This window comes from Burkholderia arboris (assembly GCF_038723655.1).
In the GTDB taxonomy this organism is placed as follows: Bacteria; Pseudomonadota; Gammaproteobacteria; order Burkholderiales; family Burkholderiaceae; genus Burkholderia; species Burkholderia arboris.
This window is the reverse complement of sequence record NZ_CP109821.1, coordinates 1,145,698-1,170,427: the sequence shown is the minus strand read 5'-3', so window position 1 is coordinate 1,170,427 and position 24,730 is coordinate 1,145,698. Positions and strand designations below refer to the sequence as shown.

General features: G+C 67.2%; 25 protein-coding genes. 8 read left to right on the top strand and 17 right to left on the bottom strand.

The window, feature by feature from the left end; translation table 11 throughout:
• Window positions 1–30 precede the first annotated feature (30 nt).
• The 10 genes from rpoE to OHZ10_RS05550 all read right to left on the bottom strand — a co-directional run bounded on the left by rpoE (window position 31) and on the right by OHZ10_RS05550 (window position 7,921).
• Window positions 31–630 (bottom strand): RNA polymerase sigma factor RpoE, encoded by a 600-nt coding sequence (rpoE, locus tag OHZ10_RS05595; RefSeq protein WP_006490873.1) that lies wholly within the window; start codon window positions 628–630, stop codon window positions 31–33.
• Between the two features lie 91 nt (window positions 631–721).
• A complete protein-coding gene (locus OHZ10_RS05590; protein ID WP_059235371.1) occupies window positions 722–1,186 on the bottom strand; it encodes a hypothetical protein in 465 nt (154 codons plus the stop codon).
• Between the two features lie 11 nt (window positions 1,187–1,197).
• Window positions 1,198–2,430, bottom strand: coding sequence for a beta-ketoacyl-ACP synthase II (gene fabF / locus OHZ10_RS05585; protein ID WP_059235373.1), 1,233 nt, complete (start codon window positions 2,428–2,430; stop codon window positions 1,198–1,200).
• Between the two features lie 164 nt (window positions 2,431–2,594).
• On the bottom strand, window positions 2,595–2,834 hold the full coding sequence (gene acpP, locus OHZ10_RS05580; protein ID WP_004197638.1) for an acyl carrier protein: 240 nt from the start codon (window positions 2,832–2,834) through the stop codon (window positions 2,595–2,597).
• 144 nt (window positions 2,835–2,978) lie between these two features.
• Complete coding sequence (fabG, locus tag OHZ10_RS05575) at window positions 2,979–3,728, bottom strand: 3-oxoacyl-ACP reductase FabG (protein ID WP_034183095.1); 750 nt, start codon at window positions 3,726–3,728, stop codon at window positions 2,979–2,981.
• Window positions 3,729–3,764: 36 nt separating this feature from the next.
• Window positions 3,765–4,697 carry an ACP S-malonyltransferase gene (gene fabD / locus OHZ10_RS05570; protein ID WP_342703883.1) on the bottom strand — a complete coding sequence of 311 codons (933 nt, stop codon included), beginning with the start codon at window positions 4,695–4,697 and terminating at the stop codon, window positions 3,765–3,767.
• An 84-nt stretch (window positions 4,698–4,781) separates the two neighbouring features.
• A complete protein-coding gene (locus tag OHZ10_RS05565) occupies window positions 4,782–5,771 on the bottom strand; it encodes a beta-ketoacyl-ACP synthase III (protein WP_034186497.1) in 990 nt (329 codons plus the stop codon).
• On the bottom strand, window positions 5,772–6,878 hold the full coding sequence (gene plsX, locus OHZ10_RS05560) for a phosphate acyltransferase PlsX (RefSeq protein WP_006476507.1): 1,107 nt from the start codon (window positions 6,876–6,878) through the stop codon (window positions 5,772–5,774).
• Window positions 6,879–7,007: 129 nt separating this feature from the next.
• The gene (gene rpmF / locus OHZ10_RS05555) at window positions 7,008–7,187 is read right to left on the bottom strand and encodes a 50S ribosomal protein L32 (protein WP_006051932.1); all 180 of its coding nucleotides are present in this window, start codon (window positions 7,185–7,187) and stop codon (window positions 7,008–7,010) included.
• A gap of 98 nt (window positions 7,188–7,285) precedes the next feature.
• Window positions 7,286–7,921, bottom strand: coding sequence for a DUF177 domain-containing protein (locus OHZ10_RS05550; protein ID WP_059235376.1), 636 nt, complete (start codon window positions 7,919–7,921; stop codon window positions 7,286–7,288).
• Between the two features lie 230 nt (window positions 7,922–8,151).
• On the opposite strand from OHZ10_RS05550, the gene OHZ10_RS05545 reads away from it, so the two are divergent.
• Both OHZ10_RS05545 and OHZ10_RS05540 read left to right on the top strand, forming a co-directional pair.
• A complete protein-coding gene (locus tag OHZ10_RS05545) occupies window positions 8,152–8,784 on the top strand; it encodes a Maf-like protein (protein WP_059235378.1) in 633 nt (210 codons plus the stop codon).
• Complete coding sequence (locus OHZ10_RS05540) at window positions 8,781–9,503, top strand: SAM-dependent methyltransferase (protein WP_059235380.1); 723 nt, start codon at window positions 8,781–8,783, stop codon at window positions 9,501–9,503. The genes OHZ10_RS05545 and OHZ10_RS05540 overlap by 4 nt, the downstream gene beginning before the upstream one ends.
• A 58-nt stretch (window positions 9,504–9,561) precedes the next feature.
• Here OHZ10_RS05540 and OHZ10_RS05535 read toward each other — a convergent pair whose 3' ends face one another.
• The 4 genes from OHZ10_RS05535 to OHZ10_RS05520 are packed head-to-tail and all read right to left on the bottom strand — an operon-like array spanning window position 9,562 to window position 12,634.
• Entirely contained in the window at window positions 9,562–10,554 is a 993-nt protein-coding gene (locus OHZ10_RS05535) for a S49 family peptidase (RefSeq protein WP_059235382.1), read from the bottom strand.
• A 12-nt stretch (window positions 10,555–10,566) separates the two neighbouring features.
• Window positions 10,567–10,968 carry a Rieske (2Fe-2S) protein gene (locus tag OHZ10_RS05530; RefSeq protein ID WP_059235383.1) on the bottom strand — a complete coding sequence of 134 codons (402 nt, stop codon included), beginning with the start codon at window positions 10,966–10,968 and terminating at the stop codon, window positions 10,567–10,569.
• A complete protein-coding gene (locus tag OHZ10_RS05525) occupies window positions 10,965–11,624 on the bottom strand; it encodes an HAD-IA family hydrolase (RefSeq protein ID WP_059235386.1) in 660 nt (219 codons plus the stop codon). Before OHZ10_RS05525 ends, OHZ10_RS05530 begins: the two co-directional genes overlap by 4 nt.
• A gap of 5 nt (window positions 11,625–11,629) precedes the next feature.
• Window positions 11,630–12,634, bottom strand: coding sequence for an RluA family pseudouridine synthase (locus OHZ10_RS05520; RefSeq protein ID WP_059235388.1), 1,005 nt, complete (start codon window positions 12,632–12,634; stop codon window positions 11,630–11,632).
• Between the two features lie 722 nt (window positions 12,635–13,356).
• Between OHZ10_RS05520 and OHZ10_RS05515 the strand changes: the two genes are divergently transcribed.
• The 6 genes from OHZ10_RS05515 (at window position 13,357) to OHZ10_RS05490 (ending at window position 20,613) form a co-directional block, all read left to right on the top strand.
• Window positions 13,357–16,521 (top strand): Rne/Rng family ribonuclease, encoded by a 3,165-nt coding sequence (locus tag OHZ10_RS05515; RefSeq protein ID WP_340623914.1) that lies wholly within the window; start codon window positions 13,357–13,359, stop codon window positions 16,519–16,521.
• Between the two features lie 130 nt (window positions 16,522–16,651).
• Window positions 16,652–17,764 (top strand): GTP 3',8-cyclase MoaA, encoded by a 1,113-nt coding sequence (gene moaA / locus OHZ10_RS05510; RefSeq protein ID WP_342703881.1) that lies wholly within the window; start codon window positions 16,652–16,654, stop codon window positions 17,762–17,764.
• A 28-nt stretch (window positions 17,765–17,792) separates the two neighbouring features.
• On the top strand, window positions 17,793–18,410 hold the full coding sequence (mobA, locus tag OHZ10_RS05505) for a molybdenum cofactor guanylyltransferase MobA (protein WP_174993490.1): 618 nt from the start codon (window positions 17,793–17,795) through the stop codon (window positions 18,408–18,410).
• 110 nt (window positions 18,411–18,520) lie between these two features.
• Entirely contained in the window at window positions 18,521–19,816 is a 1,296-nt protein-coding gene (glp, locus tag OHZ10_RS05500) for a gephyrin-like molybdotransferase Glp (RefSeq protein WP_174993489.1), read from the top strand.
• Window positions 19,817–19,855: 39 nt separating this feature from the next.
• Window positions 19,856–20,131 (top strand): hypothetical protein, encoded by a 276-nt coding sequence (locus OHZ10_RS05495; RefSeq protein ID WP_006476519.1) that lies wholly within the window; start codon window positions 19,856–19,858, stop codon window positions 20,129–20,131.
• Entirely contained in the window at window positions 20,128–20,613 is a 486-nt protein-coding gene (locus tag OHZ10_RS05490; RefSeq protein WP_174993488.1) for a GNAT family N-acetyltransferase, read from the top strand. Before OHZ10_RS05495 ends, OHZ10_RS05490 begins: the two co-directional genes overlap by 4 nt.
• Before the next feature lie 104 nt (window positions 20,614–20,717).
• Here the strand turns inward: OHZ10_RS05490 and rmuC are convergent, their stop codons facing one another.
• The 3 genes from rmuC to OHZ10_RS05475 form a co-directional block, all read right to left on the bottom strand.
• Entirely contained in the window at window positions 20,718–22,196 is a 1,479-nt protein-coding gene (gene rmuC / locus OHZ10_RS05485) for a DNA recombination protein RmuC (protein WP_059235401.1), read from the bottom strand.
• Window positions 22,193–23,182, bottom strand: coding sequence for a D-glycerate dehydrogenase (locus tag OHZ10_RS05480; RefSeq protein ID WP_342703878.1), 990 nt, complete (start codon window positions 23,180–23,182; stop codon window positions 22,193–22,195). Before OHZ10_RS05480 ends, rmuC begins: the two co-directional genes overlap by 4 nt.
• Before the next feature lie 81 nt (window positions 23,183–23,263).
• On the bottom strand, window positions 23,264–24,694 hold the full coding sequence (locus OHZ10_RS05475) for a sodium:proton antiporter (RefSeq protein ID WP_059235404.1): 1,431 nt from the start codon (window positions 24,692–24,694) through the stop codon (window positions 23,264–23,266).
• Between the last annotated feature and the right edge of the window lie 36 nt (window positions 24,695–24,730).

Sequence of the window (24,730 nt, the reverse complement as noted above, 5' to 3'; positions counted from 1 at the left end):
CCCCGACCCGCGTCGTTCCACCCCAGGCGCTTACCAGCGCTTGCCTTCGGGCGTATCGAGCAGCGGACGCAATTTGGCAGCGATTGCTTCGCGCGCGCGGAAGATCCGCGACCGGACCGTCCCGATCGGACAGCCCATCATTTCCGCGATCTCTTCGTAGCTCAGGCCCTCGATCTCGCGCAGCGTGATTGCCTGGCGCAATTCTTCGGGCAGCAGAGCCATCGCAGCGTTGACCGTCTCGGCAATCTGCTTGCTCATCAACATCGACTCTGGCGTGTTGATATCCCTTAGTTGGTCTGCGTCGGAGAAAGTTTCCGCTTCCTCTGCATCGGCCTCGGTCGAGGTCGGCGCCCGGCGGCCTTGCGTCGCAAGGTAGTTCTTCGCCGTGTTGACGGCAATTCGGTACAACCACGTATAGAACGCCGATTCGCCGCGAAATTGCGGCAGCGCACGATACGCCTTGATGAACGCGTCCTGGGCCACATCCTCGACCTCGGCGGGATCCCGCACGAGGCGCGAGATCAGCCGAATGATCTTGCGGTGGTATTTGGAGACCAGGAGTTCGAACGCCGCCTTGTCGCCCTTCTGTACGCGTTCGACCAGAGCCTGATCGATTTCTTTTTCACTCACCTGACAAATCCGTTAACTAGGGATGCAACGCGGAGCATCATTGTAGCGTTCCGGCGCCGACCGCTGGTTACGGTCGGTAACCGTGCCGCCGTCATGGCCGCCCCGCCGCGCCCGCGGTTCTCGCCAGCACGGACAGCGCGCTGAACGACGCCGCGTCGAGCGCATCGGCCGGAATCAGCAGCGGCCGGGCCCGCCGGGCGCCCTGCCCGACCGACAGCACCAGCAGCAGGCTGCTCCAGTGCGCATGGCCGGTCACGCGGCCGCGGGCCAGCAACCGCCCGGTGCGGCCAAACGCCGCGATCTCCCCGAATGCATCGATCCGCAGCTCGGCCGGCAGCCGGCGGGCGCAGGCCCGCGCCGCACACACGGCCAGCAGCGCGGCCGTCGCGGCGGACACGCCTGCGCCGGCAGCAGCGCCCGCGCGCGGCGCCCAGAACAGGTATGCCGACGCGGCAGCCGCCGCGACGAACGCGGCCAGCACGAGATACGACACGGCCGAGGCCCGCAACGCAAAGCGCTGCGGACGCCCGGCCGGTGCATCGAATGGACTCGTCAAGCGATTCAGCGTCAGACGCGCTTGAACACCAGCGTGCCGTTGGTACCGCCGAAGCCGAAGTTGTTCTTCACGGCGACGTCGATCTTCATGTCACGCGCGGTGTTCGCGCAGTAATCGAGATCGCACTCGGGGTCCTGGTTGAAGATGTTGATGGTCGGCGGCGACACGTTGTTGTGCAGCGCCAGCACCGTGAACACCGATTCGAGGCCGCCCGCGCCACCCAGCAGGTGACCCGTCATCGACTTCGTCGAGTTCACGACGACCTTGTACGCATGCTCGCCGAAGGCTGCCTTCACCGCGTCGGACTCGTTCTTGTCGCCCAGCGGCGTCGACGTGCCATGCGCGTTCAGGTACTGGACCTCGTCGGCATTCACGCCGGCGTCGCGCAGTGCCGCGACCATGCAGCGGCGCGGGCCGTCCATGTTCGGCGCGGTCATGTGGTACGCGTCGCCCGTCATGCCGAAGCCCGAGACTTCCGCGTAGATCTTGGCCCCACGTGCCTTCGCCGCCTCGTACTCTTCGAGCACCATCACGCCCGCGCCCTCGCCCAGCACGAAGCCGTCGCGATCCTTGTCCCACGGACGGGAAGCCGCGGCCGGATCGTCGTTGCGGGTCGACAGCGCCCGCGCTGCCGCGAAACCGCCGATACCGAGCGGCGACACCGTCGATTCGGCGCCGCCCGCGACCATGACGTCGGCGTCGCCGGCCTGGATCAGGCGCGCGGCGAGGCCGATGCTGTGCAGGCCGGTCGTGCAGGCGGTCACGGCCGCGAGGTTCGGGCCTTTCAGGCCGAACATGATGCTCAGGTGGCCCGAGATCATGTTGATGATCGAACCCGGCACGAAGAACGGCGAAATCCGGCGCGGGCCGCGATCGACGTAGGTCTGGTGCGTATCTTCGATCATCGGCAGGCCGCCGATGCCGGAACCGACCATCACGCCGATGCGTTCCGCGTTGGCTTCGGTCACTTCCAGCCCGCTGTCCTTGATGGCCTGGACGCCGGCGGCGATGCCGTAATGGATGAACGTATCCATGCTCCGGGCTTCTTTCGCCGGGATGTATTCCTCGGCGTTGAAACCCTTCACTTCGCCCGCGAAATGGACGGCGAGGTTCGACGAATCGAACTTCGTGACGGTGGCGATGCCGGACTTGCCGGCGACGAGATTGGCCCAGCCGTCGGCAACACTATTGCCAACAGGCGAAATCAGCCCCAGGCCTGTAACGACAACACGACGGCGGCTCACGGTAACCTCTTTTCCATTATTGGATGACAAAAACAAAAGCCACAGTGGCCACAGGAATCAGCCCTGCGAGCCCTGTGGCTGTTAGTCCGTCCGGCGCGAAGCCGGCTGGATGACGCGTCAATCGCGAAGATCGCGGCGACGTGGCGGACAAGCGCGAAAGGCGCTTACGCCTTGACGTTTGCGCGAGCGTAGTCGATCGCTTGCTGAACGGTCGTGATCTTCTCTGCTTCTTCGTCCGGGATTTCCATGCCGAACTCGTCTTCCAGAGCCATCACCAGTTCGACCGTGTCGAGCGAATCGGCGCCCAGGTCGTTCACGAACGAAGCTTCGTTCTTGATCTCGGCTTCCGCAACGCCCAGTTGTTCAGCGACGATCTTCTTGACACGTTGTTCGATGTTGTCCATTACCCCTCCGAGGGAAAGTTCAGAATTACAAGTGCGCGCATTTTATCAGGTTTGCTGACGCCAAAACGCGCGTTGGCTTGATGGTCGATCAAGCGCCGATCCGACTGAAAAACGGGATACGGCGCGGATGGTAAACGAAAACCGTTACGACATGTACATGCCGCCGTTCACGTGCAGCGTCGTGCCGGTGATATAACCGGCCTGCGGCGATGCGAGGAACGCGACGGCATGGGCGATGTCTTCCGGGCTGCCGAGGCGGCCGAGCGGAATCTGGGTCTTGAGCGCGGCCTGCTGTTCTTCCGGCAGCGTCTTCGTCATGTCGGTATCGATGAAGCCCGGCGCGACGCAGTTCACGGTGATGCCGCGGCTGCCGATCTCGCGCGCGAGCGCACGCGTCATGCCCGCCACGCCGGCCTTCGCGGCCGCGTAGTTGACCTGACCCGGGTTGCCGGCCGAGCCGACCACCGACGTGATGTTGATGATACGGCCGCCGCGTGCCTTCATCATCGGGCGCAGCACCGCGCGCGACAGGCGGAACACCGACTTCAGGTTGGTGTCGATCACCGCGTCCCAGTCCTCGTCCTTCATCCGCATCGCGAGCTGGTCCTGCGTGATGCCTGCGTTGTTGACGAGCACGTTCAGCGCGCCGAACTCCTTCACGGTCGCATCGATCAGTGCCTCGGCGGCAGCCGCGTCGTTGACGTTCAGCACCGCGCCGCGGCCCGTGACGCCCGCTTCCGCGAATGCAGCGGTGATCGCGGCGGCGCCCGATTCGCTCGTTGCCGTGCCGATCACCGTCGCGCCCAGGCGCGCGAGTTCGAGCGCGATCGAACGGCCGATGCCGCGCGACGCGCCGGTCACGATCGCGACCTGTTTATCGAGAGTCTTTTCCATGAATCGAATATCCGTCTCTTGAAAAAAGGCGCCGCGTCAGGCGGTCACCAGCTTGAGGGCTTCGTCAAGCGACGCCGGATCGAACACCGACGCACCCGTCAGGTTGCCGTCGATGCGTTTCGTCAGGCCGGTGAGCACCTTGCCCGGACCGCATTCGATCACGTGCGTGACGCCGATGCCGGCGATGTGCTGCACGCACTCGACCCAACGCACCGGGCCCGCGGCCTGGCGCACCAGCGCGTCCTTGATCGCAGCCGGATCGCTGACCACGGCCACGTCGATGTTGTTGACGACCGGAATCTGCGGCGCCTTGACGTCGACGTTCGCGAGATAGTCGCGCAGTTGATCCGACGCCGGCTTGAGCAGCGACGAATGGAACGGCGCCGATACCGGCAGCGGCAGCGCGCGCTTCGCGCCCTTCGCCTTCGCAATCTCGCACGCCTTTTCGACCGCGGCCTTGCTGCCTGCGATCACGACCTGCGCGGGCGCATTGAAGTTCACCGCTTCGACGACGCCCGCTTCCGCGGCTTCGGCGCACACCGCGCGCACCGTGTCGTCGTCGAGGCCCAGGATCGCGGCCATGCCGCCCTGGCCGACCGGCACGGCCGTCTGCATCGCCTGCGCGCGAAAGCGCACGAGCGGTACCGCGTCCTTGAACGCGAGCGCACCCGCGGCGACGAGCGCCGTGTATTCACCGAGGCTGTGGCCGGCGACGATCGACGGCGCCGGGCCGCCTGCCTGCTGCCACGCGCGGTAGCACGCGTAGGCGGCGGTCAGCATCACGGGCTGCGTATTGGTGGTGAGGTTCAGCTCTTCGGCCGGGCCTTCGGCGATCAGCTTGCCGAGGTCCTGATTGAGTGCATCGGACGCTTCCTGGAGCGTCTCGCGCACGACGGCCAGATCGGCGAATGCGTTGAGCATGCCGATCGCCTGCGAGCCCTGCCCCGGAAAAACGAATGCAAATTTCATATCGTCCCCAATTGAATCGATTCGGACGGCGCGCACGAACGGCGCGCCGATGGGATCCGCGCGCAGCTTGTCGCGCGCCGCGGATCAGAAGCGGAAGACCGACGCGCCCCAGGTGAAGCCGCCGCCGACGCCTTCGATCAGCACGTGCTGGCCACGCTGGATGCGACCGTCGCGCACCGCGGTGTCGAGCGCCAGCGGGATCGACGCGGCCGACGTGTTGCCGTGCTGGTCGACCGTCACGACCATGCGCTCCTGCGGCAGGCCGAGCTTGCGACAGGTGCTGGTCATGATGCGGATGTTGGCCTGGTGCGGGATCAGCCAGTCGATCTGCTCGGGCGCGAGATTCGCCTTCGCGAGCGCCTCGATCGCGACCTTTTCGAGCACGTTGACCGCGAGCTTGAACACGGCCTGCCCGTCCATGTACAGGAACGCGCTGCCCTCGATCACGCCGCGGTTGACGTTACCCGGCGTGCAGAGGATGTGCGAATAGCTGCCGTCCGCGTGCAGCGCGCTGCCGAGCACGCCCGGCTCTTCCGATGCGGACAGGATCACCGCGCCCGCGCCGTCGCCGAACAGCACGCAGGTCGTGCGGTCCTTGAAGTCGAGAATGCGCGAGAACGTCTCCGCGCCGACCACGAGCGCCGTACGGTGCTGGCCGCTGCGGATGAAGCTGTCGGCCGTCGCCATTGCATAGGCGAAGCCCGAACACACGGCCTGCACGTCGAATGCCGCGCCGCCGTTCTTGATGCCGAGCTTGTTCTGCAGCAGGCACGCGGTACTCGGGAACACGAAATCGGGGGTCGAAGTCGCGACGATGATCAGGTCGATCGACTGCGGATCGACACCGGCTGCTTCGATCGCTCGACGCGACGCCTCGAGCGCGAGATCGCTCGTCGTGACGTCCGGTGCGGCGAAATGGCGCGCATGGATGCCCGTGCGCGCAACGATCCACTCATCGCTCGTCTCGATGCCTTCCTTCGCAAGACGATCGGTCAACTGCTGGTTCGTGACGCGGTCGGGCGGCAGGTAGCTGCCCGTGCCGAGCACGCGGGAATAGAGAGTCGATTGGGCCATTTATGCTTTAGAGGATTGCGCAGCGGAAGGTTCGGCGTGATGGCCTGCGGCCGGGCTTGCTTGGCCCGCGCCGCCCGCGTCGTGTTCGCCGTCGCCGAGCGACACTGAATTATCCGCCATCGCGCGCGCGAGGCGCTCCAGCACGCCGTTTTTGACGGCATCATACCCGCGTTTGATCGCCCACTCAAACGCGTAGGCGTCGGCCGAACCATGGCTCTTGATCACGAGACTCTTCAGCCCCAGCAACGCTGCGCCGTTGTACTGGCGGTGGTCGACGCGCTTCTTGAAACGCATCAGCACCGGCAGCGCGAGCAGCGCCATCAGCTTCGACATCAGCGAACGGCCGAACTCCTCGCGGATGATGTCGGACAGCATCTGCGCCAGCCCCTCCGACGTCTTCAGCGCGACGTTGCCGACGAAGCCGTCGCACACGATCACGTCGACGGTGCCCTTGTAGATGTCGTTGCCTTCCACGTTGCCGCGGAAATTGAGCGTGCTGGCGCGCAGCAGTTCGCCTGCGCGCTTGATCGTCTCGTTGCCCTTGATGACCTCTTCGCCGATGTTCAGCAGGCCGATCGTCGGGCGTTCCTTGCCTTCGAGCGCGGCCACGAGCGCGTGCCCCATCTCCGCGAACTGCAGCAGGTGCTGCGGTTCGCAGTCGACGTTCGCGCCGAGGTCCAGCATCATCGTGTAGCCGGTCGGGTTCGGCAGTGCGAACGCAATCGCGGGCCGCTCGATGCCGGGCAGCGTCTTGAGTACGTAACGGGAAACGGCCATCAGCGCGCCGGTGTTGCCGGCGGAGATACAGGCCTGCGCCGCGCCTTCCTTGACGTGGTTGAGCGCGACGCGCATCGAAGAATCCTTCTTCTTGCGCAGCGCCACTTCGACAGGGTCGTCCATCGCCACGACTTCGGTGGCGGGAACGATGGTCAGCGCGGGATCGTCGAGGGCTTTCAGCTTCTTCAGCTGAGCGCGGATCGCGCTTTCGATGCCGACGAGCATCAGGTGCGCATCGGGATGCGCGCGGACGAACTTGACTGCCGCGGGAACGGTCACGGACGGGCCGTGGTCGCCTCCCATGCAATCGATAGTGAGCTTTACGGTCATGGAATGCGACGAATTTCAGGCACAAAAAAGCGGCAGTTGAATGCCGCCTTTTTGTTGCGCCAGGAAAGTGTCAAGCGAACCAGTTGTCACGCGAACGGCGAACGTAGCGCGCAACGCGTGACTTGACGCTTAGTCGTTCTTCGTCTTGACGACTTTCTTGCCGCGATAGTAGCCGTTCGGGCTGACGTGGTGACGCAGATGCACTTCACCCGTGCTCGGCTCGACTGCCAGCGGCGCTGCCGTCAGGAAATCGTGCGAACGATGCATGCCGCGCTTCGACGGCGACTTCTTGTTTTGCTGGACTGCCATGACTAACTCCTAAATAATTTTCCGGATTCTAACACAGCCCGATCCGGCGCTTAACTACCCTGGCCCAAAGCCCTTACGCCTTCCCGCGCCACAACTGCTTAGTGTTTCTTGGTGCCGTCACCGTCCTTCTTCAACGCTTCCAGCGCTGCGAACGGATTCGGCCGTTTGCCTTCGTCCCCGGCTTCGTCGGACTCCTCGTCCGTCTCTTCCGCGGGACCGCTCGCACCCGACACGAGGCTTTCGTGAACTGCCGGGCAAACCTCGTGCTTGGGCACGAGCGGCAACGAAAGCAGCAATTCCTCTTCGATCAAGTCGACGAGATCGAACTGGCGTGAGCCCACGATCACATCGGCTTCATCGTCGTCGAGCGGAAATTCTTCAGCTTCTTCTTCGGTCGCGACGACCCGGTACGTCATGTCGACGCCGAACGCCTGGTCGTACGGGGTCATGCAACGCTGGCACGTGAGCCACGCATGGCCATGCACCGCGAGGCGCAGGTACGGTTGCTGCCCATCGGCGCCGTCGTCCTGCAACTCCTTCTGCGTGAACCCTTCCGCCTGCCAAGTGAAGACCGTGTCGCGATCTGGCGCGTCCGCCGGCACTTCGTTTAACATGCGCGGCAGTTGCGAGAGGTGCACCGCTCCTGCTGCCTGCCGCCCGCTGCGGGCGAACTCGAACAGGTCGACCGCGTGCGGATCAAGCGCCGCCGCAGGTTTGCCAGAAGAAGTGTTCATGTGCGCTCCTGCCTACAGGCTGACTTGCGAATCCGGCTTGCTACCGCTCGCGTACGGCTCATCCGCGGATGACGTACTTTACTTCCGAAGACCCGGCAGGCGCCACCACAACGAAAGCCTGCCGACGAAAAGCGGGAAAGCATACCTGTTTTACCTTTTGCGGTCAATCACTTAAGCTTGCGTCCGCGCAACGCCGCGCCACACCTGACGACTCACCGATCCAACCGACCATGCCGGATACCGTTTGCCGCCCGCCGCGGCTGATTCTCGCCTCCAGTTCCCGTTACCGCCGCGCGCTCCTCGAGCGCCTCGGCGTGCCGTTCGACGTCCTGTCGCCCGACCTCGACGAAACCCCGCTTGCCGGCGAAACGCCAGCCGCGACCGCGCTGCGCCTCGCCGGCGCGAAAGCGCGCGCGGTGGCCGCGACGCTCGACGCGCCGGACGGCGTGCTCGTGATCGGGTCGGACCAGGTCGCGACCTTCGACGGCCTGCAGATCGGCAAGCCCGGCACGCATGAGCGCGCGCTCGCGCAGCTCGTGTCGATGCAGGGCCGCGAAGTCGAATTTCATAGCGCGCTGTGCCTGTACGACAGCCGCACGGACGAAGCCCAGGTCGAGGACGTCGTCACGCACGTGCGCTTCCGCTCGCTGCCCGAGGCCGAACTCGACGCCTACCTGCGCGCGGAAACGCCGTACGACGTCGCCGGCAGCGCGAAATCCGAGGGGCTCGGCATCGCGCTGCTCGACGCGATCGACTCCGACGACCCGACCGCACTCGTCGGCCTGCCGCTGATCGCGCTCACGCGGATGCTGCGCGCCGCCGAATACCCGCTGTTTGCAACCACCCGTGGAGACCGCGCATGACCGCCGGCACGCTTTACCTCGTCCCGAACACGCTCGGCGAAGGCGACGAATCGATGCTCGCCGCCGTGCTGCCCGCGGCCGTTCAGGCTCGCGCCGGCACGCTCGGCTACTACATCGGCGAGAACGCGAAGACGACGCGCGCGTTTCTGAAGAAGATCGGCACGACGCGCCCGATCCAGGAAATCGAGATCAGCGAACTGAACGTCAATACGCCGGCCGGCGCCATCGACCGGCTGCTCGCGCCGATACTGGCCGGCGCGGACGCCGGCCTCGTGTCGGAGGCCGGCTGCCCGGCCGTCGCCGATCCCGGCGCGCTGCTGGTGCGCCGCGCACACGAGCGCGGCGTGAAGGTCGTGCCGCTCGTCGGGCCGAGTTCGATCCTGCTCGCGCTGATGGCGTCGGGCCTGAACGGCCAGAGCTTTGCGTTCAACGGCTACCTGCCGGTCGATGCGGCCGCGCGCGCGAAACGCCTGCGCGAACTTGAGCAACTGTCACGCAAGGCGCGCCAGACGCAGATCTTCATCGAAACGCCGTACCGGAATCAGGCGATGCTCGACACGCTGGTCGCGACCTGCGCGCCGTCGACGCAGATCTGCGTCGCGGCCGATCTGACCCTCGCGACCGAGACGATCGCGAGCCGCACCGTGACCGACTGGAAAAAGGCGCCTGCGCCGAATCTGCACAAGCGCCCCGCAATCTTCCTGCTGCTCGCGAACTGAAGCCGCGGCCGATGAACTAGTGACTCGGGGCGGGCCGTTGCGGCCCGCCGCCGGCCAGTCAGCGCAGGCTGACCGATGCGCCGCCGGCCGTCAGCGCCTTCATTGCGGCGCCGCCGACGGCCGCGCCAAACTTGCGGGCGACACGGTTCGTCAGGCTTTCCTTCACCGTGTAGTCGACGAGATCAGGCGCCTTCAGCACGTCGCGCGCCACCGTGTCGGTCGTGCCGTAGCCGTCGGCGAGCCCGAGCTCGACGCTCTTCTCACCGGTCCAGAACAGGCCCGAGAACATGTCGGGCGTCTCGTGCAGCCGCTTGCCGCGGCCATCCTTCACGGCCTTGATGAACTGCGCGTGCACCTGGTCGAGCAGCGCCTGCGCATGCGCATCCATCTTCGGCGTTTCCGGCGAGAACGGATCGTAGAAGCCCTTGTTCTCGCCCGACGTATGCAGGCGGCGCTCGACGCCGAGCTTGCCCATCAGGCCGGTAAAGCCGAAACCGTCCATCAGCACGCCGATCGACCCGACGATGCTCGCCTTGTCGACGAAGATCTTGTCGGCCGCGGCCGCGATGTAATAGCCGCCCGAAGCGCACATGTCGGTCACGACGACGTACAGCGGCTTGTCCGGGTGCTTCGCACGCAGCCGCCGGATCTCGTCGTAGACCATGCCGGCCTGCACGGGGCTGCCGCCCGGGCTGTTGATCCGCAGCACGACGCCGGCGGTACCGTCGTCGTCGAATGCGGCGTCGAGCGCCGTGTTGATGTCGTCGGCATTCGCATTGACGCCGGCCGCGATCTCGCCGTCGATCGTCACGAGCGCGGTATGCCGCCCGCTCGACGAGAATTTCGAATCGCTCGAGAAATCGATCAGCGCGAATGCGAACAGCACGAACACGCCGAGGAACGCGAAGCGGAAGAAGATTTTCCAGCGCCGTGCCGCGCGCTGTTCCTTGACGGCCGCGAGCGCGATCCGCTCGAGCGCCGCGCGCTCCCAGTTCGGTTCACGGCTGTCGGGACGGGAGGAGGATTCCGGGGAATTCGGTTGGTCGGCCATGCAGTGGTGTCGTCAGTCGGTCGTGGCGGGAGTGGCGGGATGCAGGTCGGCATCGGGCACCCAGAATACCGCACGGCCGTCGGGCGTGTCGCGTTCGTCGACCTCGACCGGCCGCAGACGGCCGCCGCGGCACGGGCCACCGACGCATTTGCCGGTATCCGGTGCATAGATCGCGCCGTGCGTTGCGCACATCAGATAGAGGCCCGACGACTCGAAGAACTGCCCTTCGGCCCAGTCCAGTTCCATCGGTACGTGCGCGCAGCGGTTCAGGTAGCCGTACGCACGACCGTCGTAGCGCACGAAGAACACGACGGCCTGCTCGCCGCGCAGCGTCGCATCGACGCGCACGCCGGCGCCGCCGTCGCTCAGCGCGTCCGATGCGCACACGCGCACGGCGTCCGGCGCCGCGCTCATGCGTGCTCCCGCAGCCATGCGGCCAGCGCCGCGACATCGGGCGCAACAAAGCGCGGCGCGAGCGCCGCCAGCGCATCGGCCGTGTGCGCGCCATACGCGACACCGACGCCCGCCGCACCGGCGCTCGCGGCCATCTGCAGGTCGTGCGTCGTATCGCCGATCATCACGGTGCGCGCCAGGTCCTGCCCCAATTCCCGCGACAACTCGTGCAGCATCGCCGGGTGCGGTTTCGAGAACGTCTCGTCCGCGCAGCGCGTCGCATCGAACAGGCTCGTCAGTTTCGACTGGTCGAGCACGCGGTTCAGCCCCACCCGCCCCTTGCCGGTCGCCACCGCGAGCAGGTAGCCCGTATCGCGCAGCTCGGCGAGCAGTTCCCTCACGCCGGCGAACAGCTCGATGCGCTGGTCGTCGAGCAGATAGTGATAGCGGTAGCGCTCGGCGAGTCGCGAGTACTCGGATGGATCGAGGGTCGGAGCGGTAATCTGCAGCGCATCGCGCAGGCCGAGGCCGATCACGTAGCGCGACGCCTCGTCGGACGGCGTAGGCAGGCCGAGATCGCGGCATGCGGCCTGGATGCTGTGCGCAATGTGCGCAGTCGAATCCATCAGCGTGCCGTCCCAGTCGAAGACGATCAGGTCAAATTGCTGTCGGGCCATGCGGTTCAGGCGGTATCGCGCAATGCGCTGAGTTGATCGAGGAAGCGCCGGCATTCGTCCGGCAGCGGCGCGTCGAACTGCAGCGCCTCGCCAGTCAGCGGATGGGCAAGCCGCAGCCGGTGCGCATGCAGGAACATCCGCTTCAGCGACGGTTGCGCGTTCGCACGCGCCAGCGCCTTGTTCAGTGCGAAATCGCCATACTTGGCGTCGCCGGCGATCGGCAGGCCGAGATGCGCGAGGTGCACGCGGATCTGATGGGTCCGACCCGTTTTGAGTTCCGCTTCGACGAGCACATAGTCGGACCAGCGGTCGACGAGGTTGAACACCGTATGCGACGGCAGCCCGTCGTCCTGCACGCGCACGCGGCGCTCCCCTTCCGGAGTCGAATACTTGAACAGCGGCGCCTTGACCGCGCGGCGGCGGCCCCAGTCGGGCTGCCATTCGCCGTGCGCGCACGCGAAGTAGCGCTTGTCCATCCGGTTCTCGCGGATCTGCTCATGCAGGCCGACCAGCGCCGTGCGCTTCTTCGCGAGCATCAGGACCCCGGACGTCTCGCGGTCGAGCCGGTGCACGAGTTCGAGGAATTTCGCGCGCGGGCGCGCCTGGCGCATCTGCTCGATCACACCGAACGCGACGCCGCTGCCGCCGTGGACCGCGACGCCGGCCGGTTTGTCGATGACGAGCATCGCGTCGTCCTCGTACAGCACGTCGAAATTGGCCGGCGGCACGATGAGCGTGTCGGCGCGCGCGAGGTCCGCCGCCGCCACGCGCACGGGCGGCACGCGGACGATGTCGCCCAGGGCCAGGCGGTACTGCGCATCGATCCGACCCTTGTTCACGCGCACTTCGCCGCTGCGGAGGATCCGGTAAATATGGCTTTTCGGCACGCCTTTACAGACGCGCAACAGGAAGTTGTCGATCCGCTGACCGGCCGAGTTTTCGTCGATCTCGATCATCGATACCTGGCCGCTTGCGACTGAATTCTGGGATATTTTGCCTAACTCATTCATACTGAATATAATTTTGCCCAGCCTGACGTTGAGGGTGGCCTGACCGGCCGGCCCCGACCGAGTCGGGCAAGGCGCAAGCGGAAACCGTTATTTTACTTGCGCCGGGGGTCTGCTGCTCGCCCCTAATCAAAGAGATGCAGCAAGTTGCACGCACGGCGCCGCCCGTCGGCAAGGATCGCGCCCACAGGCGGATTCGGTCGGCAAGGCGCCGCGGTAACGGAAAGTTGGTTGAAAAGAATTTGATCGGCAGCCCGACGGCGCGAGGTGCGTCCGCAGGCTGCCGGTTGCGAAAATTACGGCGTTGCGCCCGATTTGGTCCCGCGAAGCGTGCGGGGCTTGGCGACGTCAAACCAGGGAAGTACACCCCAAGCGGGAAAGTCGGGCTGGATTCGATACTCCCCGCTGCGGCCCAAGCCGCAGCATCTGCCGCCCGTCGGTGCGCGCGACGCATTGCGCGCGCCCGTGGCAATGCCCGGACTCAGGCTTAGCGCGCTTTTGCAGCGTGCGGTGTGTGAACGCCGTGCTTTGAAACCGTATTCGCAGGTGCCCTATGGCCGCCGGCCCCATGTTTCGGGCCCAAGCGCCTCTTCAGGCAATTCTCCCCGCCATCGTTCCCGCTCCAGCGTGCTTGTGACAACACAACAAGGTGCGGCCTGCCGTCGTTCCCGCCCTCGCGCCTGACAACCGCGAGGCGCCGGCAGCGGAGCCGCCTGGAGTCGTTCATGAAACGCATGCTGTTCAATGCGACGCAGCAGGAGGAGCTGCGCGTCGCCATCGTCGATGGGCAAAAGCTCATCGACATCGACATCGAGACAGCCGGGCGCGAACAGCGCAAAGGCAATATCTACAAAGGTGTCATCACCCGCATCGAGCCGTCGCTCGAAGCGTGCTTCGTCAACTACGGCGAAGACCGCCACGGCTTCCTGCCGTTCAAGGAAGTCGCCCGCCAGTACTTCAAGGAAGGCATCGACATGCGCTCCGCGCGCATCCAGGATGCCCTGCGCGAAGGCCAGGAGCTGATCGTCCAGGTCGAGAAGGAAGAGCGTGGCAACAAGGGCGCCGCCCTCACCACCTTCATCTCGCTCGCCGGCCGTTACCTCGTGCTGATGCCGAACAATCCGCGCGGCGGCGGCGTGTCGCGCCGGATCGAAGGCGACGAGCGTCAGGAACTGCGTGAAACGATGGCGCAGCTGCAGATTCCGGACGGCATGAGCATGATCGCCCGTACCGCGGGCATCGGCCGCAGCGCCGAGGAACTGCAGTGGGACCTGAACTACCTGCTGCAACTGTGGCGCGCGATCGAAGCGGCATCGCAAAGCGGCAATGCCGGCCAGCCGATGCTGATCTACCTGGAATCGAGCCTCGTGATCCGCGCGATCCGGGACTATTTCCAGCCCGATATCGGCGAAATCCTGATCGATACGAACGAAATCCACGATCAGGCCCGCGCATTCATGGACATCGTGATGCCGGACAACGTCGCGAAGGTGAAGCGCTACCACGACGACGTGCCGCTGTTCTCGCGCTTCCAGATCGAGCACCAGATCGAAACCGCGTACTCGCGCACGGTGCCGCTGCCGTCGGGCGGCGCGATCGTGATCGACCACACCGAAGCGCTCGTCGCGATCGACGTGAACTCGGCGCGCGCGACCAAGGGCGCCGACATCGAGGAAACGGCGACCCGCACGAACCTCGAAGCGGCCGACGAAGTCGCCCGCCAGCTGCGCCTGCGCGACCTCGGCGGCCTGATCGTGATCGATTTCATCGACATGGAATCGGCCAAGAGCCAGCGTGAAGTCGAGCAACGCCTGAAGGACGCGCTCAAGCACGACCGTGCGCGCGTGCAGATGGGCAAGATCTCCCGCTTCGGCCTGATGGAACTGTCGCGCCAGCGCCTGCGTCCGGCCCTGTCGGAAGGCAGCCACGTGACGTGCCCGCGCTGTAACGGCACCGGCCACATCCGCGACACCGAATCGTCCGCACTGCAGGTCCTGCGGATCATTCAGGAAGAAGCGATGAAGGAAAACACCGCGGCGATCCACTGCCAGGTGCCGGTCGAGGTGACCGCCTTCCTGCTCAACGAAAAGCGTCAGGAAATCAACAAGATCGAATCGCGCTTCAAGGTCGGCATCGTGCTGATCCCGAACAAGCACCTCGATACGCCGCACTACAAGCTCGAGCGCCTGCGTCACGACGATGCGCGCCTCGACGATCCGCGCGCGTCGTGGAAGATGGCCGAGGAAGCCGCTCGCGAACTCGAGTCGGAAACCGGCTACAGCAAGCGCGCCGCAGAAGTGAAGCCGAAGCAGGAAGCCGCGGTCAAGGGCATCACGCCCGAGCGTCCGGCCCCGAGCCCGGCACCGCAGCGCCCGGTCGAACCGGTTGCCGCGCCCGCCCCTGTCGCCGCGGCAAGCGGCGGCTTCATCGGCTGGCTGAAGGGCCTGTTCGGCGTGTCGCCGGCACCGGCGCCCGCACCGGTTGCTCCGGCACCGGCGAAGGAGCAGGCAGCCCGCCCGGCCCGCGAGCGGACCGAGAAGACCGAGCAGCGCGGCGGCGATCGCAACCGCAACCGTCGCGGCGGCACGCAGCAGGCGCAAGGCGGCCGCGACCAGGCAGCGGCAGGCCGTGGCCAGCCGCAACGCCAGGAGCGCGAAGGCAAGGAAGTGCGCGAGCCGCGTGAAGGCCGCGAGCCGCGCGAGGGTCGTGAACTGCGTGAAGGCCGTGAACCGCGTGAAGGTCGCGAAAACCGCGAAGGTCGTGAGGGCCGTGGCCCGCGCGAAGGTCGCGAACCGCGCGAAGGCCGCGAGCCGCGTGAAGGCCGTGAGCCGCGCGAAGGCCGTGAGCCGCGTGAAAGCCGTGAGCCGCGCGAAAACCGCGAGCCGCGCGAGCGTGCCGAGCAGCCGGAAGGCGTCGAGGCAGGCGGCCGTGGCGAGCGCCAGGAACGCGGTGAGCGTCGCGAGCGCCGCAAGCCGACTCAGCATGCGGCCACGCTCGAAACCGTCACCCGTGGCGAAAACCACCCGGAAGCGGAAGACGACAAGGCCGTTGCAGAGGCCCTGCCCGACGCCGAGCTGGCAGCCGATTCGGAAGCCGGCGCGCGTGACGGCGAAGAACGCCGCCGCCGCCGCCGCGGCCGCCGCGGCGGTCGTCGCGAGCGCGAGGAAGACGGCGCAATCGTCGACCAGGCCGAGCAAGGCGCGGATGACGAAGCCGCCGTGCAAACCGTGACGCAGGCAGCACCGGCTGCCGCCGAACCGGCCCACACGGCCGCACCGGCAGTCGTCGCAGCCGTGGCAAGCGCCGTCGTCGTGGAAGCCGTCGTCGAGCAGCATGCTGCCCCGGTCGCGGTCGAAGCCCAGCCGGCACCGGCACACGCCGAAGCCGCTCCGGCCGCCCCGGCCGAGCCCGCCGTCGCTGTCCAGGCAGCAGAACCGGCACCGGTCGCCCCTGCCGTCGTGGAAAGCGGCCCGGCACCGGTCGCGGTTTCGCCGACCGACGCGTTCGAAGTGCCGGCAGTCCCGGCGGCGGCCCCGGCCGCTGTCGAGGCGCCGCAATCCGCACCCGTCGAGCAAGCCGCACCGGCCGCGACGACCGAAGCCGCTCCGGTGGCTGTCGAGCCGGCACCGGTCGAAGCTGCACCGGTCGAGGCTGTCGCAGCACCGGCACCGGCTCCCGCGCAATCGGCAGCCGCGCCCGCTTCGGCGAGCCTGGATGTCGTGCTGGAGCAAGCCGGCCTCGTCTGGGTGAACACGGACGCCGACAAGTTCGCAGCTGCGCAGGAAGCCGCGTCGCAACTTCCGCGCGCAGCCCGCGTGCCGCGCGAACGCAAGACGCTGCCGCCGGCCGATACGGCCCCGATGCAGCAGGTCGAAACGACGCATCACTAAGTCGCATCGCCTGACCAGGAAAAGCCCGCCCCCCGGCGGGCTTTTTCATGTCCGCGCTGCGGGTTTCCGCCCACCGGACCAGCCGGCCGCTTGCGGCTAAAATAGAAGTCCGGTTCGCACTTCATTCACCATGTCCCGACGCATCATTCCTCTCGCCGACGTCAGCGGGATGCCGGACGTCTCCGGCGTCGCGCATGCCCCTGACGGCACGCTGGCCGACACGTTCGCCAGGCCGCTGCGCGACCTCCGCATTTCGGTGACGGACCGCTGCAACTTCCGCTGCGTGTACTGCATGCCGCGTGCGGTCTTCGACAAGGACTACCCGTTTCTGCCGCACAGCGCGCTGCTCACGCACGAGGAAATCGAACGTGTGGCGCGGCTTTTTGTCGCACACGGCGTCGAGAAGATCCGCATCACGGGTGGCGAGCCGCTGCTGCGCAAGAATCTCGAATTCCTGATCGAGCGCCTTGCACGCCTGACGACGCACGCCGGCCGCCCCCTCGACCTGACGCTGACGACCAACGGCTCGCTGCTCGCGCGCAAGGCGCGCGCGCTGAAGGACGCCGGGCTCACGCGCGTGACGGTCAGCCTCGACGCGCTCGACGACACGCTGTTCAAGCGCATGAACGATGCCGAATTCGCGAGCGCCGACGTGCTCGACGGCATCTTTGCCGCACAGGCCGCGGGCCTCGCGCCGGTCAAGGTCAACATGGTCGTGAAGCGCGGCACCAACGACAGCGAGATCCTGCCGATGGCCGAGCGTTTCCGCGGCACCGGCGTGATCCTGCGTTTCATCGAATACATGGACGTCGGCACGTCGAACGGCTGGAACATGACCGAGGTGCTGCCGTCGGCCGACGTCGTCGCACGGATCGCCGAACATTTCCCGCTCGTGCCGCTCGAGCCGCATACGGCGGCGGAAACCGCACAGCGCTGGGGCTATGCGGACGGCAGCGGCGAGATCGGCGTGATCTCGAGCGTCACCCAGGCATTCTGCGGCGACTGCACGCGTGCGCGGCTGTCGACCGAAGGCAAGCTGTACCTGTGCCTGTTCGCATCGACCGGCCACGACCTGCGCGCGCTCGTGCGCGGCGGCGCGAGCGATGCCGAAATCGCGACCGCGATCGCGCGCATCTGGCAGGCCCGTACCGACCGTTATTCGCAGCTGCGGGGCAGCGCGTCGGCCGAAGCCCTGCCCGACGGCGCCGGCAAGCGCGTCGAAATGTCCTACATCGGCGGCTGACGCGCGCCGCCCTTTTCGCCTTCGTACGATGCCCGCTTCCGCTTCTCCGTCGATCGCCGGCCTGCTGCTCGCAGGCGGGCGCGGCACGCGCATGGATGGTGTCGACAAGGGCCTGCAACTGCTCGACGACACGCCGCTCGCGCTGCACGTGCTGCGCCGGTTGTCGCCGCAGGTCGACGAGACGCTGATCAGCGCGAATCGCCACGCCGATCGCTATGCCGAGCTGGGTGCGCCGTTCGGCGCGCGCATCGTCGCCGACGAAACGCCCGACTTCCCCGGCCCGCTCGCGGGCCTGCTCGCCGGCCTGCGGGCGGCGCGCGCGCCGCTCGTCGCGAGCTCGCCGTGCGACACGCCGTATCTGCCCGCCGACCTCGTCGCACGGCTGCACGCAGCGCTCGACGCCCAGCAGGCCGACATCGCGATGGCCGTGACCGTCGACGCGCAGCAGGTGCGCTCGCCGCAGCCGACGTTCGCGCTGCTGCGCACGTCGCTGGCCGACGATCTGGCGGCCCGGCTCGCGGCCGGCGACCGCAAGGTGCGTGCGTGGTACGCACGCCACAAGACGGTCGAAGTCGAGTTTCGCGACGAGCGTGCGTTTTACAATGCCAACTCCTGGCAGGAACTCGCTGCGCTGGCCCGCCGCTGAAGCGCCCGCGCCGTTCCCGCCCGGCGCCCGCCACACGCGCAACCCGCGCCCAGGGCCCCCCTCGCGCCACCGGCCACGAACCCGATACGCCTCGCGGCGCAGTCCGACTGATGATCACGCAATCCTCGCCCGCCTCCCGAACCGCACCCGATTCCGATGCGCCGCTGTCGCTCGCCGACGCGCAGGCGCTCGCGTGCCGTTTCGCGGTGCCGGTCGACGCGTGCGACACGGTGACGCTGCGCGACGCGCTCGACCGCGTGCTCGCGGCCGACGTGAACGCGCCGTTCGACATTCCCGCGTACGACAACTCGGCGATGGACGGCTATGCATTCGACGGCAGCGCCACGCACGCGTCGCCGCAGGGCGACGTCGCGCTGACGGTCGCCGGCACCGCGTTCGCCGGCCATCCGTTCGACGGCGTGACGGCAGCCGGTGCATGCGTTCGCATCATGACGGGTGCGCCGATGCCGGCCGGATGCGACACGGTGATTCCGCAGGAGCGCGTGCGCGTCGACGGCAACACGATCCGCTTTGCCGCGCACGACGTCGCGCGCGGCGCGAACTGCCGCAAGGCCGGCGAGGATCTCGCGCGCGGCGCCTGCGCGCTCGCCGCGGGTCGCATTCTGCGCCCGTCCGATCTCGGCCTGCTCGCCTCGTTCGGTTGCACCGACGTCACGGTGCGCCGCCGCGTGCGCGTCGCCGTGTTCTCGACCGGCGACGAACTGCGCGAGCCCGGCGAGCCGCTCGGCCGCGGCACGCTGTACGACAGCAATCGCGGGATGCTGATCGCGATGCTCGAACGGCTGCACGTCGACGCGATCGATCTCGGGATCGTCCGCGACGATCCGGCCGCGCTCGAAGCCGCACTGCGCGACGCCGTCGCCGCGCAGGCCGACGCGGTAATCACGTCGGGCGGCGTGTCGGTCGGCGAAGCCGACTTCACGCGCGACGTGATGGCGACACTCGGCGACGTGACGTTCGCGAGCCTCGCGCTGCGGCCCGGCCGCCCGCTCGCCTGCGGCACGCTCGCTCGCGCGGCCGGCGGCGCCGGACACGCACTGTTCTTCGGGTTGCCCGGCAATCCGGTCGCGTCCGCCGTGACGTTCTACGCGATCGTGCGCCCGGCACTGCTGACGCTGGCCGGCGCACCGACACCGCCGCCGGCCATGTACACGGCGCTCAGCACGCATGCGCTGAAGACACGCCCCGGCCGCACCGAATACCTGCGCGGCATCGCGACGCGCGCCGCCGACGGCCGCTGGCATGTCACACCGGCCGGTTCGCAGAGCTCCGCATCGTTGAGCGGCCTCGCGGCCGCCAACTGTTTCATCGTCCTGGGCCACGATACCGCGGCAGTCGACGCGGGCACCCCGGTCGACATCCTGCCGCTCGACGGCCTGATCTGAATTCCACTATCGGTATATCTCTACGGGGGCAATCCACACATGAAGAAACAAATCTCCTCGATCGCCGCGGGGCAGACCGCAAAGGCACTGATCCTCGTCTACCTGACGTTCAGCGTGCCGATCGTGCTGCTCGGCATTCTCGTCGCGTACATCCGCTACGGGATGGTCGAACTGAGCACGATCCTGAGCGCGCTGCTGCTGAACGCGATCCTCGGTTTCGTGCTGCTGTGGATCGCATGCCACGCGTACAACTGGGTCGCGTCGCGCTTCGGCGGCATCGAGATCGTGCTGTCCGATCCGCCGGAGGAAGCGTGAGCGGCATGCCGCGGATCCGCGCAGCCGAATCGCGCGACGTCGGCGCGATCCTCGCGCTGATGCGCGAGCTGGCCGAGTTCGAGAAGCTCACGGATCTGTTCGTTGCAACGGAAGCCGATCTCGCCGACGCGCTGTTCGGCGCACACCCCGCCGCCGAAGCACGGGTGGCCGAGCAGGACGGCGCGATCGTCGCGTATGCGCTGTTCTTCCACAACTATTCAACGTTCCTCGGCCGTCGCGGCCTCTATCTCGAGGATCTGTACGTGCAGCCGTCGCAGCGCGGCACGGGCCTCGGCACCGCGATGCTGCGTCACCTCGCGGCGCTGGCCGTCGAGCGCCGTTGCGGCCGCTTCGAATGGTCGGTCCTTGACTGGAACCAGCCCGCGATCGATTTCTACGAGAAGATGGGCGCAACCGTGCTGCCCGACTGGCGCATCGTTCGCGTAACGGGCGACGCGCTGGATACGCTCGCCGGACGATGAGCGCGGGCCGGCCGCGCCGGTGAACACGTCGGAAACTGCTTCAAAAGAAAACGGGCGCCTCGGCGCCCGTTTTTTTCGTTCCGGTTGCTGCCGGCAACCACACGTCACGCGTCGTCCGCATCGGCGCCATCAGCACCTTCCGCACCGAGCAGCCCGGCCGCCGTGTCGCCCGGCAGCGCCTCGACCTGCTTCAGCTTGCGGCTCATCACGCGCGTACGCTGCTCGGCGGACTCGATCGAGCGCGTGACCGTTTCGAGCTGCGCCTTCGTGCGTGCGAGCACGTCGCCGAACTTGCCGAACTCCGTCTTGACCGCGCCCAGCACCTGCCACACCTCGCTCGAGCGCTGCTCGATCGCGAGCGTGCGGAAGCCCATCTGCAGGCTGTTCAGCAGCGCGGTGAGCGTCGTCGGCCCGGCAACCGTCACGCGATAGTCGCGCTGCAGCAGATCAGTCAGGCCGGGGCGACGCAGGATCTCCGCGTAGAGCCCTTCGGTCGGCAGGAACAGCAGTGCGAAATCGGTCGTGTGCGGCGGCGCGACGTACTTCTCGGCGATCGTGCGCGCTTCCTGCCGCACGCGCGCCTCGAGCGCACGGGCCGCCTCCTCGACGGCCACCGCATCGGCGCGCTCCTGCGCATCGATCAGCCGCTCGTAATCTTCGCGCGGGAATTTCGCATCGATCGGCAGCCACACGGGCGGCGCATCGCGCGTGCCGGCGTCGCGCCCCGGCAACCGGATCGCAAACTCGACGCGCTCGGTGCTCTTCGGCACCGTCGCGACGTTCTTCGCGTACTGGTCGGGCGTCAGCATCTGTTCGAGCAGCGCCTCGAGCTGCACTTCGCCCCAGGTGCCGCGCGTCTTCACATTGGTCAGCACCTTCTTCAGGTCGCCGACACCGGCCGCAAGCGTCTGCATTTCGCCGAGCCCGCGATGGACCTGTTCGAGCCGGTCCGACACGAGCTTGAACGATTCGCCGAGACGCTGCTCGAGCGTCGCATGCAGTTTCTCGTCGACCGTGCGGCGCATCTCCTCGAGCTTCGCCGCGTTGTTGGTCTCGATTTCCTTCAGCCGCTGTTCGAGCGTCGCGCGCACTTCGCCGATCCGGCGATCGTTCGCCTCGGTCAGCTGCGTGAGCTGCCGGTTCAACGTATCGCCGAACAGCCGCAGCGCGCCCGTCTGCTCCTCGCGCGCCTGCTGTGCCTGGCGCTGCACGCTCTCGCGCATCGCGTCGAACTGCTGCGCATTGCCGGCGACGAGCTTGCCGAGCTGCTGCGCAAAGCCTTCGATCTGGTTGTTCTGCACGGTCGCCACGCTCGTCAGCTGCGCGGCGAGCGTCTGCTGAAGCTGCGCAAAGCTGCCGGCCAGCTCGGTGCGCGAGCCGCGCGCGTTCTCGACGATCTCGCCGCGCAATTCGCGTTCGAGCCGCTCGACCGCACGCGCCTGCGCATGCGCGGCGTCCTCGATCTGGTCGCCGAGTACGGCCACATCATCGTGGCGGCCGCCGCCGCGCACAAGCGCGACGACCGCCACCGCGAGCGCAACGGCCAGCACGACGACCGCCGCAAGCAACAACGTCATCGTCATGCGCGCGGCTTCCCGATCACGTCAGGGTTGATCGGATTCGGCGGCTGCCCGGCGCGCGCCCCCTCGCCCAGTGCGGCGATCAGGTTGTCGGCAGCGAGGTTCGCCATCGCGCGGCGCGTCTGTTCGGTCGCGCTCGCGATATGCGGCGTCAGCACGACGTTCGGCACCTCGAGCAGCGCCGGATGCACGGCCGGCTCGCCCTCGTACACGTCGAGGCCGGCCGCGGCGATCGTCCCGTCGCGCAACGCGGCAGCCAGCGCCGCGTCGTCGACGATCCCGCCGCGCGCGATGTTGGTCAGCGTCGCCGTGGGCTTCATCTGCGCGAGCTCGGCCGCACCGATCGTGTGATGATTCTCCTTCGTGTACGGCAGCACGAGCACGACGTGATCGGCACGTGCGAGCAGCGCCTCCTTCGACACGTACTCGGCGCTCAGCTCGGCCTCGATCTCGGGCGCGACCCGCGAACGGTTGTGATAGATCACCTGCATCCCGAAGCCGCGTGCGCGGCGCGCGAGCGCCTGGCCGATGCGGCCCATCCCGATGACGCCGAGCGTCGAGCCGTAGATGTCGGTGCCGAGGAAACCGTCGTATGCCCACTTCTGCCAGTGACCGGCACGCAGCCAGTGCTCGGATTCGGCGATCCGCCGCGCAGCAGCCATCATCAGCGCCCAGCCGAAATCGGCGGTCGACTCGTTCAGTACGTCAGGCGTGTTGGTGCCGAGCACGTTCGCCGCGTTGAACGCGGCCATGTCGAAGTTGTTGTAGCCGACCGCCATGTTCGCCACGACGCGCAGGCGCGGGGCCGCCGCGAGCGTCGCCGCGCCGACCGGGTCGCCGGCCGTCAGTGCGCCGTCCTTGTCGGCCAGACGCGCGGCGAGCGCATCGGGCGCGAGCGCGTCGCCGTTGTTCCAGTCGACCTCGAAATACTGCTCGAGCCGTTCGATCACGTCCGGAAAGATCGGACGTGCGACCAGGATCTTCTGCATCGCCATCTCCGTATGCTGCGGGCCGATCGAGACGCGCGTCGCGCCGCCGGGATCGCCCGCGCTGGGTTGAAAGTTGTCAGGTTACGCCGGGAAGAAGATCAGCGACGTCAGCAGGAACACGGGGACCAGAATCACGAGTGCCCAGCCGAGGTACGCAAAGAAGCTCGGCATCTTCACGCCGCGCGACTCCGCAATCGCCTTCACCATGAAGTTCGGCGCATTGCCGATGTAGCTGTTCGCGCCCATGAACACCGCGCCCGCGGAAATCGCGGCGAGCGTCGACGCGCCCGTCGTCATCAGCGCCTGCGCGTCGCCGCCCGCGAGGTTGAAGAACACCAGATAGGTCGGCGCATTGTCGAGGAACGACGACAGCAGGCCCGTCGCCCAGAAGTACATCGCATCGACCGGCTTGCCGTCCGGCCCCGTGACGAGATGGACGATCTGCGCAAACGCGCCGTCCGCGCCCGCGCGCAGGATCACGATCACCGGCGCGATCGTCACGAAGATCCCGGCAAACAGCTTCGCGACCTCCTCGATCGGCGCCCAGTTGAACGCATTGCCTTCACGCGCGGAACGCGGCGTCAATGCAAGCGACGCGAGCGTCACGCCCGCGAGCGCGACGTCGCGCACGAGGTTCTGCAACGCCACGTGCGTGCCCCACACGTCGAACGTGATGCCCGGCTTCCAGACGCCGCTCATCAGCACGAGCGCGATCACGGCCGCGAGCAGCACGAAGTTGATCTTGCCGTCGATCGACAGCGCCGCGCCGTCGGGTGTCGGGTCGAGCGCGGCCGGCCGCTCCTCGCCGCCCTTCCGGTAGAAGTACGTATCGAGCACGAAGAACAGCGTCAGCAGCACGACGCAGATGAACAGCATCGGCAACGCGAGATGCGTGGTGGTCCAGAAGAAGCTCACGCCGTTCAGGAAACCGAGGAACAGCGGCGGATCGCCGAGCGGCGACAGCGAACCGCCCGCGTTCGCGACGAGGAAGATGAAGAAGATCACGACGTGCACGACATGCTTGCGGTTGTCGTTCGCGCGCAGGAGCGGCCGGATCAGCAGCATCGCGGCACCCGTCGTGCCCATCACGCTCGCGAGCAGCGTGCCGAGCGCGAGGATCGCGGTGTTCAGCTTCGGCGAGCCGTGCAGGTTGCCGTTCACGCAGATGCCGCCCGCAACCGTATAAAGCGCGGTGAGCAGCACGATGAACGGAATGTATTCCTCGAGCAGCGCATGCACGAGCGTGCCGAACGCGGTGCCGGCACCGAACGCGAACGCGAACGGAACCAGGAATACGACCGCCCAGCCGGCGGCGATCTTGCCGAAGTGGTGATGCCAGAACACGGGCGCGACGAGCGGGAACAATGCGATCGACAGCAGGATCCCGGCGAACGGGATGCCCCAGAGTGCGGACAGCGTGGCGCCGTCGAGCGTGGCGGCCGATGCAAGCGCGGGAGCCGCGCCAAGCGCGATTCCCGACGCCATGCCCGCCCAGGCGGCATGTCGTTTCATGCAGAACTTCCTTGTTCGAGTGGTAGAGGATGCAGC